The sequence below is a fragment of the Isoptericola sp. NPDC058082 genome, assembly GCF_042885055.1.
Classification (GTDB): domain Bacteria; phylum Actinomycetota; class Actinomycetes; order Actinomycetales; family Cellulomonadaceae; genus Isoptericola.
In genome coordinates this window covers 537,161-552,571 of record NZ_JBHVSQ010000001.1, presented here as the reverse complement: position 1 = coordinate 552,571, position 15,411 = coordinate 537,161, and the positions used below count along the sequence as shown (strand labels likewise).

Sequence of the window (15,411 nt, the reverse complement as noted above, 5' to 3'; positions counted from 1 at the left end):
TGCTCCTGCGATAGCCTCACCCAGGGCAAGGAAGGGCGGGTCGATCAGGCGGTGTCGATGCCCAGCAGGGGCGCGCCGGGGGAGTGCGACGGCAGCTCCTGGAAGCCGTACCGGTCGTAGAACGCGCGGGCGCGCGTGTTGCCCGGGTCCATGCCGAGGTGCACGCCGGGGACCCTGCGCGCGGCGAGCGCCGCGCGCAGGGTGTCCATGAGCGCGCGACCGAGCCCGCGGCCCTGGCTCTCGGGCAGCAGGTCGATGTGCAGGTGCGCGGGGTACCGGTCGAGCTCGCCGGCGGTGATGCCGCGCACCATGCGGCCGGGATCCTTCCCGGCGTCGAGCAGGGCCGCCTCCGAGAACCCGGGCTCGCGCCCCGACGGCGGGGCGCCGGCCTCCGGGTGGCGCGCGGCGAACCCGGGGCCCCAGGCCCGCTCCCACCACGCCACGAAGTCGCGGGTGTCGGCGACGCCGATGACGTACCCGCTGAGGCGGCCCTCGTCGACGCGCAGGACGTCGTCCGCGGGGTCCGCGAGGGCGGCGTCGCGCGCCGGCTCCTCGTCGGCGCGCACGACGACGAACGCGAGCTCCGGTGCGTACTCCAGGTACGGGAGCGCGAACACCTCGGGCATGAGGCGGTCGTCGGAGTAGAGGCCACGGGCGTCGGAGCCGGCGGCGGCGGTGCGGACGCAGACCTCTGCGACGGCGGCCCGGTCGGTGTCGCGGTAGGGGCGGATCACGGGGTCATCATGCCGCAGGGGGTGCCGTCCGCCGGAGCGGACGACACCCCCTGCGGGCACGGGCACGACGGCCGGGTGCCGTGCCTACTTCTTCTTCCGTGCGGCCGTGGTCCTGGCGGACGACGTCCTGGCCGCGGCCGTCTTCGCGGGCGCCTTCGACGCAGTCTTCGACGTCGTCTTCGGGGCGGCCTTCGCGCTCGCGCTGCGGGTCGACGCCGACCGGGCGCCGGCTGCCGCCTTCTGCGCGGCGCCCGTCTCCGTGCTGGCACCCGCGGTCGAGAGCTCGCCGCCGGCGCTCTCGAGGTGGGCTCGGACGAACCAGTGGAAGAGCTCGAGCTCGTGCAGATGGCCGATGAGGAGGTCGTTCGTCACGTCGTCCAGGGACTCGGTGTCCTTCGCGGCCTTGCGGTGCGCGGTGATCACGCCCTCGTAGACCTCGTCGAGGGCGCCCAGGTGCTCGATCGCGGAGGCACGGCGGAGCGCGTAGTCGTCCCAGGTGCGCGCGGCGACGAGCGCGCCGGGGGTCCCGACGGGCGAGGAGCCGAGCGTCGCGATGCGCTCCGCGACGGCGTCGGTCATGGCGCGCACGGCGTCGACCTGGGGGTCGAGCATCTCGTGCACCGCGATGAAGTGCGGGCCCACGACGTTCCAGTGCACGTGCTTGAGGGTCAGGTGCAGGTCGGTCAGGGAGTTGAGCCGTTCCTGCAGGATGGTCGCCACCTTCGCTCCCTGCTGGGGCGTGAGCGAGGGCACCGTGTAGCGGGGGGTGTTGCGGTCAGCCATCGGAGGTCTCCGTCCTCGTCGGGTCGGCGCGGCCGTGGGGTCAGCGCGCCTCGCCATCGTCGCGCCGGACGACGATCCACGCGAGCGCGGCCAGGGCCACGACCCCGAGGGCCACGAGCCAGGACACCTGGCGACCCGAGAGCGCCCAGGCGGCGCACCCGACGGCGAGGGCGACCGCGACGACGACACCGTCCCGCGCCAGGCCGTGGCGCAGCGCCGCGAGCTCGACGCGATCCGTCGCGGCCACGTGCGACGCCCACCACCCGAGCCGCGTCACGACGTAGCCGAGCGGGGCGAGCCACAGCACCGCCGGGTCGAACGGCGCGGCGTTCGACCCGAGCAGCTCGAGGGCCGCCGTCACGAGGGCGACGTGCGCCGGGGCCGGCCCCGGGCGGACCGCGGCCCAGACGGCGACGACACCGGCGAGCACGAGGACCAGCTCGGTGATCAGGTCCGTCCGGACCCCGGCCGCCACCACGAGCGCGCCCACGGCGACGACGAACGCGGTGCGGAGCACCAGGCCGGGCAGGCTGCGCCCGACCTGGACGCGGACGACGGGCAGCGGGCGCCCCGTCTCGTACCGCGACCGCCACCAGGCACGGACCCGGGCGGGCAGGGTGCGCCTCATCGTGCTCCCACCGCCGGGCGCCGGTGCCGTTCGTCGGCACGGACGAGGGCCTCGAACCGGAGGGCGGCCTCCTGACGCGCGTCGCCGGCCCAGCGCACGACGGGCACCCCCTCGGCCGCCATGCGCCGCAGCCGGTCGTCCCGCTCGGCCCGGGTGACGCGCCAGGCGAGGCGCATGTGCTCCTCGCGCGCCCCGCGCACCTCGGGCAGCGTGTCGACGAGCACGACGGGGTGCCCGACGGCGCGCCACGCCCGCACGAGCGCGAGCGGCTCGTCGTCGAGCACCGTGCTGAACAGGTACACGACGGCGTCCGCGGGGACCTGCGGCGCACGCAGCCGACGCGCGGGGACGCCGACCGGGCTGCTCAGCGCGAGCGCGTGCAGCACGCGGCGCAGGTGTCGGCGGCCCGCGGCGGGGACGAGCGGTCGCCGGCGGCGGCCGAGGTCGTCCACGCCGACCCGGTCGCCGGCGGCGACGAGCGACGCGGCCACGGACGCGGCGGCGTGCCGGGCGAGGTCGAGGGACGTCGGCTCGTCGACGCGCTGCGGCCCGGTGCCGCGCCAGGTCCGCAGGTCGGGGCCGACGTCGTCGCGCGAGTCCACGACGAGCACGGCGGTCGCCTCGGCCGTGGCGTAGGTGCGCCGGACGTACAGCGTCGCGAGGTCGGGGGACCGCCGGGCGGTGGTGTGCCAGTCGATGCGGCGCAGACGGTCGCCGGGTGCGAAGGCGTGCACGTCGCGCAGCTCGTCGCCGTCCCCGAGCCGCCGGGACGTGTGCGGGCCCGTGAGCCCCCGCAGGCGCCGGGGCACGGGCACGCGTCCGAGCGGCATCGCGGTGGGGAGCACGAGCCGGTCGGGCGCGGTGACGGCGACGGGGTCCTCGGTCGTCGTGCCGCCGGCGCCGTACCCGCGCGCGTCGACGTGGAAGGTGCGCTGCGGGCCGGTGCGCACGGTGCTCAGCGTGAGGGGCAGGTCGCGCGGGCCGGCCGCCACCACGACCCCGGCCGTGCGGTGCCCGGGCGCGGAGACGCGGGCGTGCAGCAGCTCCGTCCCGGGTGCCGGGTCGAGGCGCAGGGCGGCGGTGAGCTCACCGGGCGCGGCGGCGACCGAGGTCGGGTCGATCGCGACGCCGGTGCCCCGCCGCGGCGCGCCGGCGCGCCACGCCCCGGGACGGCCGGCCCACAGCGCGCCGAGGAGCGGGGCGACGCCGAGCAGGGCGACGTCGGCCCGGCCGGCGAGCAGGCCCAGGCCGAGCACGAGCACCCCGGCGCCGAGGCCGGCCGCGGCCTGCGGGCTGCGCCGCCACATCGTGCGGGGCGTGCCGCCGGTCATCCCCGCCGGCCCACCGTGGCGGGCCCGGGCACGGAGGCGAGGAGCTCGGACACGACGTCCTGGGCCCGGACCGCCGACGCCCATGCCGTCGGCGTGAGGGTGAGGCGGTGCGCGAGCACCGGGACCGCCACCCGCTTGACGTCCTCCGGCAGCACGAAGTCGCGGCCGTCGAGGACGGCGACCGCGCGGGCCAGCAGCAGGAGGTTCTGCGAGCCGCGGGGCGAGGCACCCACCTCGAGCGCCCCGTGGGTGCGCGTGGCGGCCGCGAGGTCGACGCAGTAGCCGGCGACGTCCGGGTCTACCTCGGTCGTCTCGACGCCGGCCTGCATGGCGAGGACGGCGGCGGCGTCGACGACGGGGCGCACGGGGGCCGCCTCCTGGCGCCGCGCGACGCGGCGCAGCAGCACGTCCCGCTCCTGGGCCCGGTCCGGGTAGCCCACCTCGAGCCGGACCATGAACCGGTCGAGCTGTGCCTCCGGGAGCGGGTAGGTGCCCTCGTACTCCACGGGGTTGGAGGTGGCCATGACGTGGAACGGGCGCGGCAGCGGCCGGCTGACGCCGTCCACCGAGACCTGCCGCTCCGCCATCGCCTCGAGCAGCGCGGACTGCGTCTTCGGCGGGGTGCGGTTGATCTCGTCGGCGAGGAAGAGCCCCGTGAACACCGGGCCGGGGCGGAAGACGAACTCGCGGCTCGCCGGGTCGAACACCGACGAGCCGGTGATGTCGCTGGGCAGCAGGTCCGGGGTGCACTGGAGGCGCGCGAAGTCGAGGCCGAGGGCGGTGGCCAGCGAGCGGGCGGCGAGCGTCTTGCCGAGCCCGGGCACGTCCTCGAAGAGCACGTGGCCGCCCGCGAGCACGGTGGCCAGGGCGAGCTCGAGGGTGTCGCGCATGCCGACGACGGCCGTGCCGACCTCGTCGAGGACGCGTCGGCCCAGGGCCGCGACCTCCGTGACGGGGAGGGGGTGCTCCGGGCTGCTCGACCCGAGGTCGGCGGGCGGGTCGGCGGGCGGGTCGACGGGCGGGTCGACGGTCATCTCGGGGGCCTTCCTGCAGGTCGGTCGGGGGGCGTGGGAGGTGCCGGCGCCGCGGCCGGTCGTGTCGTCGGCACCGGGATCGGCACGCTCGTCGGCACCGTGTCGATCGCGTCGATCGTGTCGATCGCGTCGATCGCGTCGAGCCAGCGGTGCACCTCGACCCGGCTCACGGGGCGGCGGGAGACGAGCCCGTCGACGACGTCCGTTCCGAGGAGGTGCGCGGCCGCCTCCGGGCCGCCGGGCGCGGCGAGGTCGACGCCCCGCTCGGCGAGCCGTGCCGCCGCGAGGTCCCGGACCCGGCGCAGCACGCGGTCGCCCACGGCGCCGCTGCGGGTGAACGTGGCCCAGCCCAGCTCGCTGACGTCGTTGCGCGCACCCTCGCGACGGTCGTGGACGACGTCCGGCCACGGGGCCTCGTCCCCGTCGTCGAGGCGCCGCCACAGCACGACCGCCGTCGTGACCACGACGACGAGCAGAGCGGCGTGCAGCGGGTCGAGCACTCCGGTCAGGGTGAGTGCCGCGCAGGCCGCGAGCGCCGGGAGGGCGACGGTGAGCAGGGCGCGCAGGGGTGCGGGGCGCGGTGGTCGGGTGCGGGTCATGGGTGCGGGGCAGGGTCGAGGGCGCGGGCGATGCGGGACAGGGCGGTGCGGGCGGCGTGGACGTCGTCGGGGTGCACGGGGCGGTCGGTGAAGCGGGCGTGCTGGTAGAGGCGGCGGAGGGTGTCCACGTCGGAGGCGGGGACGGCGTGGCCGTCGTCGCGGCGCGCGGTGAGGAGGCGGGCGGTGAACTCGGTCGGCGTCTGGGCGGGGTCGCGACGGGTGCCGTGCTCGGCGGCGGCGTCCTCGAGGGCGACCCAGGCGGCGACGACGGCGTCGTGCGGGGTGGCGGCGTCGTCGATGCGGGCGAGCGCGGTGGCGACGGCGTCCTGGAGCTCGGGCAGGGGGAGGTCGGTCACGGTGGCGGTGGTGGCGTGGCCGGGGGTGAGGCCGTCGCCGTCGTCGTCCTCGGGGGTGGCGAGGGCGCGGACGACGCGGCGGGCGAGGAGCCACAGGAGGGCGGCGACGAGGACGGCTCCGGCGACGGAGAGGGCGACGACGATCCAGGTGATGACGTCGTAGGAGGGCGGGGGCTGGTCCCCGGGGACGATGTCGCCGGGCATCTGGGGCTGGACGGGGTCGGAGGCCTCGGGCCCGGGGAGGGCGACGTCGGGGAGGCGGAAGCGCCAGGGGGTGGCGGTGGCGGCGCCGAGCACGACGAGGAGGGCGAGGGCGGCCCCGGCGAGGGGCGCGAGGGCGCGGCGTGCTGCGTGCCGGGTCCGCGTCGGTGGGGCCATGCGCCGACGCTATCGGGTGGTGGCGTCCTCGTGGGTGCGGTGCTCGTGGCTGAGGTGCTCGGCGTGCACGCCGGCGACGGCGGCGGCGACGAACGCGGAGGGGTCGCCGTCGAGGGATCGTCCCATGGTGGACAGGCGGGCGGGGGAGCCGCGCAGGGCGTGGAGGAGGGCGGTGTCGGCGGCGACGTCGAGGACGCGGTGGTGGGCGGGGGCGTCGGCGAGGGTGACGGCCTGGTCGTGGATCTGGCGGGTGAGCTCGGCGCCCCAGGTGGGCAGGGCCTCGAGGTCGGCGGTGGGGGCCGGGACGGGGACGTCGGCGGCCGCGAGCGCCACGCGGCCGTAGGCGGTGAGGCTGTGGTGGGAGACGCCGCGGTGGCGGTCGCGGGGGTCGGCGCCGGAGACGCGCAGGGAGGCGACGGGGCGTCCGCCGAGGGTGGCGGCGGCGTTGACGGCTTCTCCGGCGGCGACGCCGGAGAAGCCCCACCGGGTGCCGGTGCCGAGGTTGCCGGGGCCCTGGGTGAGGACGACGAGGTCGGCGCCCGCGACGTGGCGGGCGGCGAGGAGGCCGGTGTGCACGGTGACGGCCTCGAGGTCGCCGCCGAAGGCCTGTCCGACGGTGACGGTGGTGTCGAGCCATCCGGTGTCGCGGAGGGTGGCGACGGTGCGGGAGAAGGCGGCGGGCAGGGCGCCGCCGTCGGTCATCACGTAGGCGACGCGGGGGTGGGGTCGTCCGGCGAGGTCTGCGGCGTGGCGGGCGCCGGCGACGACGGCGGGCAGGGCGGAGTGCAGGTCGGCGACGACGACGGGCAGGCCGGTGAGGTCGTCGGCGTCGCGGAGCGTGTCGTGGTGGGTGGACTCCTGCTCGTCGACGCCGAGGACCATGGCCTGCAGGGGGGTGTAGCGGGCCTTGACGAGGTGGCCGGGTCCGGCGTGGGGGTCGGCGGGCAGGGCGGTGGCGTCTCCGGCGGGGCCGACGACGAGGGCGTACCCGCCGGTGCCGAGGCCGCGGGCGAGGGCGGAGACGTTGAGGAGGAGGCGGTCGCCGACGTCCGGGTCGCCGACGAGGGCGGTGTAGGCGAGGCCGCGGACCTCCCAGGGTGCGGTGGTGAGGTCGCGCGACGGCAGGGGGGTGTCGAGGCGGAGGGTGACCTCGCGGGCGCCGGTCCAGGCGGCGCCGCGGGCGGTGACGGTGCCGGTGCGCCATGTCACGTGCGAGGTCACGTGCGAGGTGACGTGCCCGGTGGGCGCGTCGTCGCGGGCGTCGCGGGGCGTGCGGGGCTGGGGTTGGTTCGGCACTGTCGTCACCCACGAGAGGCTACCGGCGACTAGGTTGGTGCCGATGCCTGCGAACCCCGTGGACCCGGCCTCCGGCCCGCCCGTCGCCGCGCCGTCCGACCCTGCGCCGTCGTCGCGGGGCACCCCGCCGGCCGAGCGCCTGCTCAACCTCGTCATCGCGCTCGTGAACACGAGCGCGTCCATGACGAAGCAGCAGGTGCGCGCGGGGGTGGCGGGGTACGGCGACGCGCCGTCGACGGAGGCGTTCGAGCGGATGTTCGAGCGGGACAAGGACACGTTGCGGGCGCTGGGCATCCCGATCGTCACGGTGGACGGGGGCGGGCACAGCGACGAGGTCGGGTACCGCATCGACAACGACGCGTACGCGCTGGGCGCGGTGGACCTGACGCCGGCGGAGCTGGGCGTGGTGGCGCTGGCGGCGCAGCTGTGGTCGGACAAGACGCTGCGCACGGACATGTCGCGCGCGATGACGAAGCTGCGGGCGGCGGGCGCGGGGGAGGTCGCGGGGGACGCGGTGGCCGGGCTGGCACCGCGGGTGCGGGCGGCGGGCGACGCGTACGTGCCGCTGCTGGAGGCGGTCTCGGAGCGGCGGGACGTGTCGTTCCGGTACCGGGCGGCGAGCACGGGGCAGGAGCTGACGCGGCACGTGGAGCCGTGGCGCATCGCAGCGCGGGGCAGCGGCTGGTACCTGGTGGGCTTCGACCGGGCGCGCGGCGCGGCGCGGGTGTTCCGGCTGTCGCGGATCGCGGGCAAGGTGCGCGTGGGGTCGCAGGCGGGCGCGTTCGACGTGCCCGACGCGGTGGACGTGGACGCCATGCTCGGCGAGCGGGTCGGGGTGCCGCAGCGGGCGCGGCTGGCGGTGGTGCCGGAGCGGGCGCAGGCGCTGCGGGCGCGCGCGGTGCCCGTGGCCGACGGCGACGACGGGAGCCACGGGAACCACGGGAACGGCGGCCAGGACGCGCGTCGTGCCGGCCGCCACGACGGGCGCGACCTGCTGGAGGTGGAGTTCCGCAGCCTGTCGGCGTTCGCGGACGAGGTGGCGGGGTACGGGCCGGCGGTGGTGGTGCTGGCGCCGCCCCAGCTGCGCGCGGACGTGCTGCGCCGCCTGGAGGCGGCCGCGGGGCTCGACGCCGGGGATGCGGGCACGGCAGGGGAGGCGACGGATGGCTGAGCGGGCCGACGACAGGCTGGTGCGGCTGCTGGGTCTGGTGGCGTTCCTCGACGGCGCGGGGCCGGTGCGGGTGGAGGAGCTCGCGGACCGGTTCGGGGTGACGCCGCGGCAGGTGCGCGAGGACGTGGACGCCCTGTGGGTGTCCGGCACCCCCGGGTACATGCCGGACGACCTCATCGACTTCGACGCGTTCTCGCTGGAGGACGGCGTCGTGACCCTGACGCAGGCGCGCGGCATGACGCGGCCGCTGCGGCTCGGCACGCGGGAGGCGGTGGCGCTCGTCGCCGCGCTGCGCGCGATGCACGCGTCGCCCGCGGTGCAGGCGGACCGGCGGCGGGCAGCCGTCGTCGCCTCCGCCCTGGACAAGCTGACCGCCGCGACCGGCGAGGCCGCGGGCGCCGTCGACGTGCAGCTCGAGGGCGAGGGCGACCCGCGGGTGGTCGCGGCCGTCACGACCGCGCTCGCCGAGGGCCGTCGCCTGCACCTGCGGTACGTGAACGCGGCCGACGTCACCTCCGAGCGCGACGTCGACCCGCTGCGCCTGCTCACCCAGGACGGCGCCATGTACCTGGTGGGGTGGTGCCTGCGGGTGGACGGGCGTCGCACGTTCCGGGTGGACCGCATCCTCGACGCCCGGGTGCTCGACGAGCCGGTCGCCGAGCGTGACGTCGCCGTGGCGGGCGACCTGGGCGCCGACGTGTGGGCGTCCGTCGCACACCGGGGCGCCCCCGCGGCGACGTTGCGGCTCGCGTCCGCGGCGCGGTGGGTCGCGGAGGAGGTGCCCGCCGAGTCCGTGCGCGACCTGCCCGACGGCACCGTCGAGGTGCGGCTGCGGGTCACGAACCCGGCGTGGCTGCGGCGCCTGCTGCTCGCCAACGCGCCCGACGTCGTCGCCGTCGACCCGCCCGACGTGGCGCACGACGTCGCGCACTCCGCCCGGACCGCCCTCGCCGCGTACGCGGCGACGACCGCCGACGAGACCGTAGGCTGACCCGCATGTGGGGCTGGATCTGGGCGGGGCTCGTCGTCGCGACCCTCGTGGGCGCGTTCTTCCTGGGCCGTCACCTGTGGCGCGCGGGGATGCGCGCCCTGCGTGAGGCGTCCCGCGCGGGAGAGGTGCTCGGGTCCGCGACGGACCGCATCTCCGCCGCCGTCGCCGAGGCCGAGGCGCACCGCGTCGACACGTCGCCCACCCTGTTCGACGACCCCGTCGTGCTGCGCGAGCGCGTCGCCGAGCGGCGCCGGCTCAAGGCCGAGCGGGCCGCGGCCCGCCGCGAGCGCCGGGCGGCGACGTGGCGCCGGTGGGAGTCCGAGAGCTGGCTGGCCGCGCGGAACGCCGACAAGGCGGCGCACGCCGACCTGAGGTCCCGCACCCCTGCGCGGAGGCGCCAGCCTCCGCATCACCGCCGCACCCCGTCGAGCGACGTTGCGTGACGTGACGTGGCGTGACGTGACGTGGAGCGTCACCGTGCACGCACACCGGGAGGGCACGATGACGTCCTTCGCACCGCAGACCTGGGACGGCACCGCGTACGTCGGTGGCTGGACCCGCCTGGCCGGGACGCGGCCCGTCGTGTCGCCGGCGACGGGGGCCACGCTCGCCACCGTGGAGGACGCGTCCCCGGCCGACCTCGACCGGGCGGTCGGGACGGCGTGCTGCCCGACGTCGACGTGGCGGCCGCGGCGTCCTGCAGGGCTACCCGTTCTGACCGGAACTGCGACCGGAACTGCGACCGGAACGTTGTTCGGAGCGATGATGGGGACGTGTCGTCACCCGAACGTCACCTTCGCCGCCGCGGGGACCCACTAGGGTTGACCCCGACACACCCCGCCCACGGGCGGACGAGAACGAGGAGCCATTCTCATGGGCATGCTCAAGCCCTGGCACATCATCGTGCTGGTGGTCGTGATCCTGCTGCTGTTCGGGGCGCGCAGGCTCCCTGACCTGGCGCGCAGCGTCGGCCAGTCGCTGAAGATCTTCAAGAAGGAGGTCAAGGACCTCACGGACGACGGCAAGCTCAACGACTCGAACGAGCCGTCCGACGACTCGACGACGACGTCGCCGTCGACCTCCGGTCCTGCCACCTCCGCCACGCAGGCGCCCCCCGCCTCCGCGGGCGGCCAGGAGCAGATCCCGGGTCTCATCGACCCGAAGCAGCCGCGGGCGTAGTCGGTGCCCGGAGACACCCGGGACCCCGAGGGGCGCATGCCCCTGCGCGAGCACCTGCTGGAGCTGCGCAAGCGGCTCTTCCTCGCCGCGTGCGGCCTCGTCGTGGGTGCGGTCGCCGGATGGGTCCTGTACGAACCGCTGCTCTCCGCGCTGCAGGCGCCCCTCGAGGTCGCCGCGCTCGAGCAGGGCAAGACGATCGCGCTCAACTTCACGGGCATGGCGTCGGCGCTCGACATGAAGATCAAGGTCTCGCTCTTCCTCGGCGTCATCGTGACGTGCCCGTGGTGGCTCTACCAGCTGTGGGCCTTCGTGACCCCCGGGCTGACGAGGCGGGAGAAGGGGTACGCCTACGGGTTCCTCGGCGCCGCGGTGCCCCTCTTCCTCGGCGGCGCCGCGCTGGCCTGGTGGGTGCTCCCGCACGCCGTGGACATCCTGGCCGGGTTCGTGCCCGACGGGGCGGTGAACTTCACCGACGCGCAGGGGTACCTCAGCTTCGTCATGCGCCTCGTGCTGGCGTTCGGCATCGCATTCGTGTCGCCGGTGTTCCTCGTCGGCCTCAACATGGCCGGGGTGCTGCGGCACGAGACGCTCGCCAAGGGCTGGCGGTGGGCGGTGCTCGTCGCGTTCGTGTTCGCGGCCGTGATGACGCCGACGCCCGACGCGCTGACGATGATCTTCGTGGCCCTGCCGATCTGCGTGCTGTACTTCGGGGCCCTCGGGATCTGCGTGCTGCACGACCGGCGCGTCGACAAGCGCAGGGTCGCCCCCACTGTCTGAGCCGGACCCGCACGGGGGGAGCACGCGCGCGCGTCGCCTGGGCGTGGTCGTGAACCCGACCGCGGGCAAGGGGCGTGCCGCGTACGCCGGGGAGGGCGTGCTGGCCGGGCTGCGCCGGGCGGGGCACGACGTCGTCGACCTGTCCGGTCCCGACGCGGACGCCGCGCTGGCACGGGCCCGTGCCGCCGTCGACGGGACGGGCCTGCCCGTGGACGCGCTCGTCGTGGTGGGCGGCGACGGCATGGTGCACCTGGGGGCGCAGGCCGTCGCCGGCACCGGGGTCCCGCTGGGGATCGTGCCGGTCGGCACCGGCAACGACTTCGCCGCCACCCTCGGGCTGCCCGTGCGCGACCCCGCGGCGGCGGGCGCCGCGCTGTGCCGGGCGCTGGACGCCGGCCCCGCGGGCCGTCGCCCCGTCGACGCCGCGCTCGCGACGGGCCCCGGCCTCGCCGGCGGCCCGCGCTGGCTGGCGGGCGCGGTCTCGGCCGGCCTCGACGCCGCCGTGAACGCCCGCGCGAACCGGCTGCGCCACCCGCGCGGCAGCGCCCGGTACACCGTGGCCGCCGCGCTCGAGCTCGTGCGCTACCGCCCCTGGTCGTACCGGCTGACGTTCGACGGCGTCGTCGAGGGCCCCGGGCTGCGCCTGCGGCCCGGACCGGCGGGGACGGCGACGTGGACGGGCCGCGCCGCGCTGGTCACCGCGGCGAACGGGCCGCAGATCGGCGGGGGCATCCGCGTCGCCCCGTCGGCCTCCCTCGACAACGGCCTGCTGGACGTGCTGGTCGCCACCGACCTGTCGAAGGCGGGCGCGCTCGCCGTCTTCCCGAGCATGTTCACCGGCGGGCACGTGCGGCGTCGCAAGGTGCACGTCGTGCGGGCGCGAGCGGTGACGATCGAGCCCGGGCCGGAGGCCTGGGTCGCGGGCGAGCGTCCCCTGCCGGTCGCGCACGCGGACGGCGAGCGGCTCGGCGCGCTGCCGCTGCGCGTCGAGGTGCGGGCCCGCGCCCTGCAGGTGCTGGTCGAACCACGCTGAGGGCGCGCCACGAATCGCCCCGGGGCGCCGCACGGACCCCGGGGCGGCGACGCCTAGGCTGATGGCATGACCCCTCGATCCCGTCCCGGCTCCGGCTCGCGCGCCGGCACGCCCGACGGCACCGGCACCCTCACCCCCGCGGAGCGGTACGCCGCGTCGCGGGAGCGCAGCGCGCGCGACAAGGCCGACGCCGAGGGCGAGCTGCGGCTGTTCCGCCAGGAGGTCGGGTTCGAGCTCGACCCGTTCCAGGTGGACGCGTGCGTCGCGCTCGAGGAGGGCCGCGGGGTGCTGGTCGCCGCACCCACCGGCGCCGGCAAGACGGTGGTGGGGGAGTTCGCCGTCCACCTCGCCCTCGCGCGCGGCGGCAAGGCGTTCTACACGACGCCGATCAAGGCGCTGAGCAACCAGAAGTACACCGACCTCGTCGCCCGGCACGGCGCCGCGAACGTGGGACTGCTCACCGGGGACACGTCCATCAACGCGGGCGCGCCCGTGGTCGTCATGACCACCGAGGTGCTGCGCAACATGCTCTACGCGGGGTCGTCCGCCCTCGACGGGCTGGCGTACGTCGTCATGGACGAGGTGCACTACCTCGCCGACCGGTTCCGCGGCCCGGTGTGGGAGGAGGTCATCATCCACCTGCCCGACCACGTGCAGCTCGTGTCCCTGTCAGCGACGGTGTCGAACGCGGAGGAGTTCGGCGACTGGCTCGCCACCGTGCGCGGCGACACGGCCGTGGTCGTCAGCGAGCGCCGGCCCGTGCCGCTGTGGCAGCACGTGGTCGTCTCGGCGCCGGAGCCGCGCGGCGTGCCGCGCCTCATGGACCTGTACGCGGGGCACGTGGACCCGACCGATCCCGGCACGAACCCGCCGATCAACCCGGACCTGCAGGCGATGTTCCGCGTGTCGGCGCGGGCGGAGTCGGGCCACGGCCGGCACGGGCACCGGGGGCGCGGCGACCGCGGGTACCGGGGCCGGGGCGGGAACCGGCCGGGCGCCGGCGGGCCCGTGGCGCACCGTCGCACGCCGCCGCGGTTCGCCGTCGTGGACTCCCTCGACGCGGACGCGCTGCTGCCCGCCATCTACTTCATCTTCTCCCGCGCGGGCTGCGACGGGGCGGTGCAGCAGTGCCTGCGCGCGGGCCTGCGGCTGACGAACGCGGAGGAGGAGGCGCGGATCCGGCGGGTGGTGGAGGAGCGCACCGCCACGATCCCGACCGAGGACCTCGACGTGCTCGGGTACTGGTCGTGGGCCGAGTCCCTGTCGCGCGGCATCGCCGCGCACCACGCGGGCATGCTGCCGGTGTTCAAGGAGACCGTGGAGGAGCTGTTCTCCCGCGGCCTGGTGAAGGTCGTGTTCGCCACCGAGACGCTGGCGCTGGGCATCAACATGCCCGCCCGGTCGGTGGTGCTGGAGAAGCTGGTGAAGTGGGACGGCACCGCGCACCAGCCGGTGACGCCGGGGGAGTACACGCAGCTCACCGGCCGGGCGGGGCGGCGCGGGATCGACGTCGAGGGGCACGCCGTCGTCGTCGACCACACGGGCCTCGACCCGGTGGCGCTGGCGGGGCTCGCGTCCAAGCGGCTGTACCCGCTGCGGTCCAGCTTCCGGCCCACGTACAACATGGCGGTCAACCTGGTGGGCCAGGTGGGCCGTGAGCGGGCGCGCGACGTGCTGGAGACGAGCTTCGCGCAGTTCCAGGCCGACCGGGGCGTGGTCGGCCTGGCGAAGCAGGCGCAGGCGCACGCGGAGGCCATGGAGGGGTACGCCGAGGCGATGGCGTGCGACCGGGGCGACTTCGCCGAGTACATGGGGCTGCGGCGCGCCATCAAGGACCGCGAGAAGGAGCTGTCGCGCGCCGCGTCGGGGGCCCGGCGCGCCGACGCGGTCGCGTCGTTCGAGAAGCTGCGTCGGGGCGACGTGGTCGAGGTGCCGTCCGGGCGGCGGCGCGGGTACGTCGTCATCCTGGACGCGGGCCGCGACGACCGGGGCTTCGACGGGCCGCGGCCCACCGTGCTCACCCAGGAGAAGCAGGTCAAGAAGCTCACCCTCGCGGACGCGCCGGGCGGCGTGGAGGTGGTCGGCGTGGTGCGCATCCCGAAGGGGTTCAACCCGCGCCGCCCCGACCAGCGGCGCGACCTGGCCTCGAGCATGCGCAACGCGCTCGGCGCGTTCTCGGGCGACGGCGGCTCCGGCCGGCACCCCGGGCGGCGCGACGGTGGGCAGGCCGGACGACGCGGTGACGCGGCGTCCGACGCCGAGCTGCAGCGCCTGCGCGCGGCGCTGCGCGCCCACCCGTGCCACGGCTGCCCGGACCGCGACGACCACGCCCGCTGGGCGGAGCGGTGGGAGCGGCTGCGCGCCGAGCACGAGCAGCTGGTGCGCCGCGTCGAGGGGCGCACCGGGTCGATCGCCCGCACGTTCGACCGCACCTGCGACGTGCTGACGCGGCTGGGCTACCTGGCCCGCACCGGCGAGGATGCCTCCTCGCCGGACCACGACGGCGGGGAGCGGGGGACCCTGGCGGTCACGGACGACGGGCGGTGGCTGGGCCGCCTGTACGCGGAGGACGACCTGCTCCTCGCGGAGTGCCTGCGCCGCGGCATCTGGGACGAGCTGGACGCGCCCGGGCTGGCGGCCGCGGTGTCGACGGTCGTGTACTCGGGGCGCCGCGAGGAGGCGTCCGAGCCGTTCGTGCCGGGCGGGCCGCACGGGCGGCTCGCCCTCGCGCTGGACGCCACCACCCGGGCCTGGTCCGAGGTGACCGACCTCGAGGCGGCGCACCGCCTGGAGGCGACGGGCCCCCTGGACCTGGGCCTGGTCGCCCCGGTGCACCGGTGGGCGTCCGGGAAGAACCTCGACGCGGTGCTGCGCGGCACGGACGTGGCGGCGGGGGACTTCGTGCGCTGGTGCAAGCAGGTGCTCGACGTGCTGGACCAGCTGGCGAAGGCCGCCCCGCGTCCCGCGCTGCGGGCCACGGCGCGCAAGGCGCAGACCGCCGTGCTGCGCGGCGTCGTCGCCTACTCCAGCGTGTGACGGCAGCGGGGGGGGGGGGGGGGAACGATGGCGACCCATGCGGGGGGGGGGGAGCCATTTGTGCTGTTTTGGGGTGTGGTGGGCG

14 protein-coding genes and 1 pseudogene are annotated in these 15,411 nt (G+C 76.6%); 7 read left to right on the top strand and 8 right to left on the bottom strand.

Going from position 1 to position 15,411, the window contains the following annotated elements; all coding sequences use genetic code 11:
* Positions 1-44 precede the first annotated feature (44 nt).
* From ACFVS0_RS02600 to ACFVS0_RS02565, 8 genes and pseudogenes are all read right to left on the bottom strand, one after another.
* Complete coding sequence (locus ACFVS0_RS02600; protein WP_430587078.1) at positions 45-734, bottom strand: GNAT family N-acetyltransferase; 690 nt, start codon at positions 732-734, stop codon at positions 45-47.
* Between the two features lie 210 nt (positions 735-944).
* Positions 945-1,517 (bottom strand): annotated as a pseudogene (locus tag ACFVS0_RS02595) (Dps family protein); the annotation flags it as partial.
* A gap of 40 nt (positions 1,518-1,557) precedes the next feature.
* Positions 1,558-2,145, bottom strand: coding sequence for a hypothetical protein (locus ACFVS0_RS02590; RefSeq protein ID WP_430562481.1), 588 nt, complete (start codon positions 2,143-2,145; stop codon positions 1,558-1,560).
* Positions 2,142-3,476 carry a DUF58 domain-containing protein gene (locus ACFVS0_RS02585; RefSeq protein WP_430587077.1) on the bottom strand — a complete coding sequence of 445 codons (1,335 nt, stop codon included), beginning with the start codon at positions 3,474-3,476 and terminating at the stop codon, positions 2,142-2,144. The genes ACFVS0_RS02590 and ACFVS0_RS02585 overlap by 4 nt, the downstream gene beginning before the upstream one ends.
* Positions 3,473-4,510, bottom strand: coding sequence for an AAA family ATPase (locus ACFVS0_RS02580; RefSeq protein ID WP_430587076.1), 1,038 nt, complete (start codon positions 4,508-4,510; stop codon positions 3,473-3,475). The genes ACFVS0_RS02585 and ACFVS0_RS02580 overlap by 4 nt, the downstream gene beginning before the upstream one ends.
* On the bottom strand, positions 4,507-5,109 hold the full coding sequence (locus tag ACFVS0_RS02575) for a hypothetical protein (RefSeq protein ID WP_430587075.1): 603 nt from the start codon (positions 5,107-5,109) through the stop codon (positions 4,507-4,509). The genes ACFVS0_RS02580 and ACFVS0_RS02575 overlap by 4 nt, the downstream gene beginning before the upstream one ends.
* Positions 5,106-5,843: a DUF4129 domain-containing protein gene (locus ACFVS0_RS02570; RefSeq protein ID WP_430562484.1), complete on the bottom strand. Its 738-nt coding sequence runs from the start codon at positions 5,841-5,843 to the stop codon at positions 5,106-5,108. The genes ACFVS0_RS02575 and ACFVS0_RS02570 overlap by 4 nt, the downstream gene beginning before the upstream one ends.
* A gap of 9 nt (positions 5,844-5,852) precedes the next feature.
* Entirely contained in the window at positions 5,853-7,052 is a 1,200-nt protein-coding gene (locus ACFVS0_RS02565; protein WP_430587135.1) for a DUF3866 family protein, read from the bottom strand.
* Between the two features lie 130 nt (positions 7,053-7,182).
* On the opposite strand from ACFVS0_RS02565, the gene ACFVS0_RS02560 reads away from it, so the two are divergent.
* The 7 genes from ACFVS0_RS02560 to ACFVS0_RS02530 all read left to right on the top strand — a co-directional run bounded on the left by ACFVS0_RS02560 (position 7,183) and on the right by ACFVS0_RS02530 (position 15,326).
* Positions 7,183-8,310, top strand: coding sequence for a helix-turn-helix transcriptional regulator (locus ACFVS0_RS02560; RefSeq protein WP_430587074.1), 1,128 nt, complete (start codon positions 7,183-7,185; stop codon positions 8,308-8,310).
* Positions 8,303-9,301, top strand: a complete 999-nt coding sequence (locus ACFVS0_RS02555) for a helix-turn-helix transcriptional regulator (protein WP_430562486.1) — start codon at positions 8,303-8,305, stop codon at positions 9,299-9,301. Before ACFVS0_RS02560 ends, ACFVS0_RS02555 begins: the two co-directional genes overlap by 8 nt.
* Positions 9,302-9,306: 5 nt before the next feature.
* The gene (locus ACFVS0_RS02550) at positions 9,307-9,744 is read left to right on the top strand and encodes a hypothetical protein (protein ID WP_430587073.1); all 438 of its coding nucleotides are present in this window, start codon (positions 9,307-9,309) and stop codon (positions 9,742-9,744) included.
* 436 nt (positions 9,745-10,180) lie between these two features.
* Positions 10,181-10,480 carry a Sec-independent protein translocase subunit TatA gene (tatA, locus tag ACFVS0_RS02545; RefSeq protein WP_430587072.1) on the top strand — a complete coding sequence of 100 codons (300 nt, stop codon included), beginning with the start codon at positions 10,181-10,183 and terminating at the stop codon, positions 10,478-10,480.
* A gap of 36 nt (positions 10,481-10,516) precedes the next feature.
* Positions 10,517-11,257 carry a twin-arginine translocase subunit TatC gene (tatC, locus tag ACFVS0_RS02540; protein WP_430552016.1) on the top strand — a complete coding sequence of 247 codons (741 nt, stop codon included), beginning with the start codon at positions 10,517-10,519 and terminating at the stop codon, positions 11,255-11,257.
* A gap of 49 nt (positions 11,258-11,306) precedes the next feature.
* Positions 11,307-12,290, top strand: coding sequence for a diacylglycerol/lipid kinase family protein (locus ACFVS0_RS02535; RefSeq protein ID WP_430587071.1), 984 nt, complete (start codon positions 11,307-11,309; stop codon positions 12,288-12,290).
* A gap of 66 nt (positions 12,291-12,356) precedes the next feature.
* Positions 12,357-15,326, top strand: a complete 2,970-nt coding sequence (locus ACFVS0_RS02530) for a DEAD/DEAH box helicase (RefSeq protein ID WP_430587070.1) — start codon at positions 12,357-12,359, stop codon at positions 15,324-15,326.
* Positions 15,327-15,411: the final 85 nt, after the last annotated feature.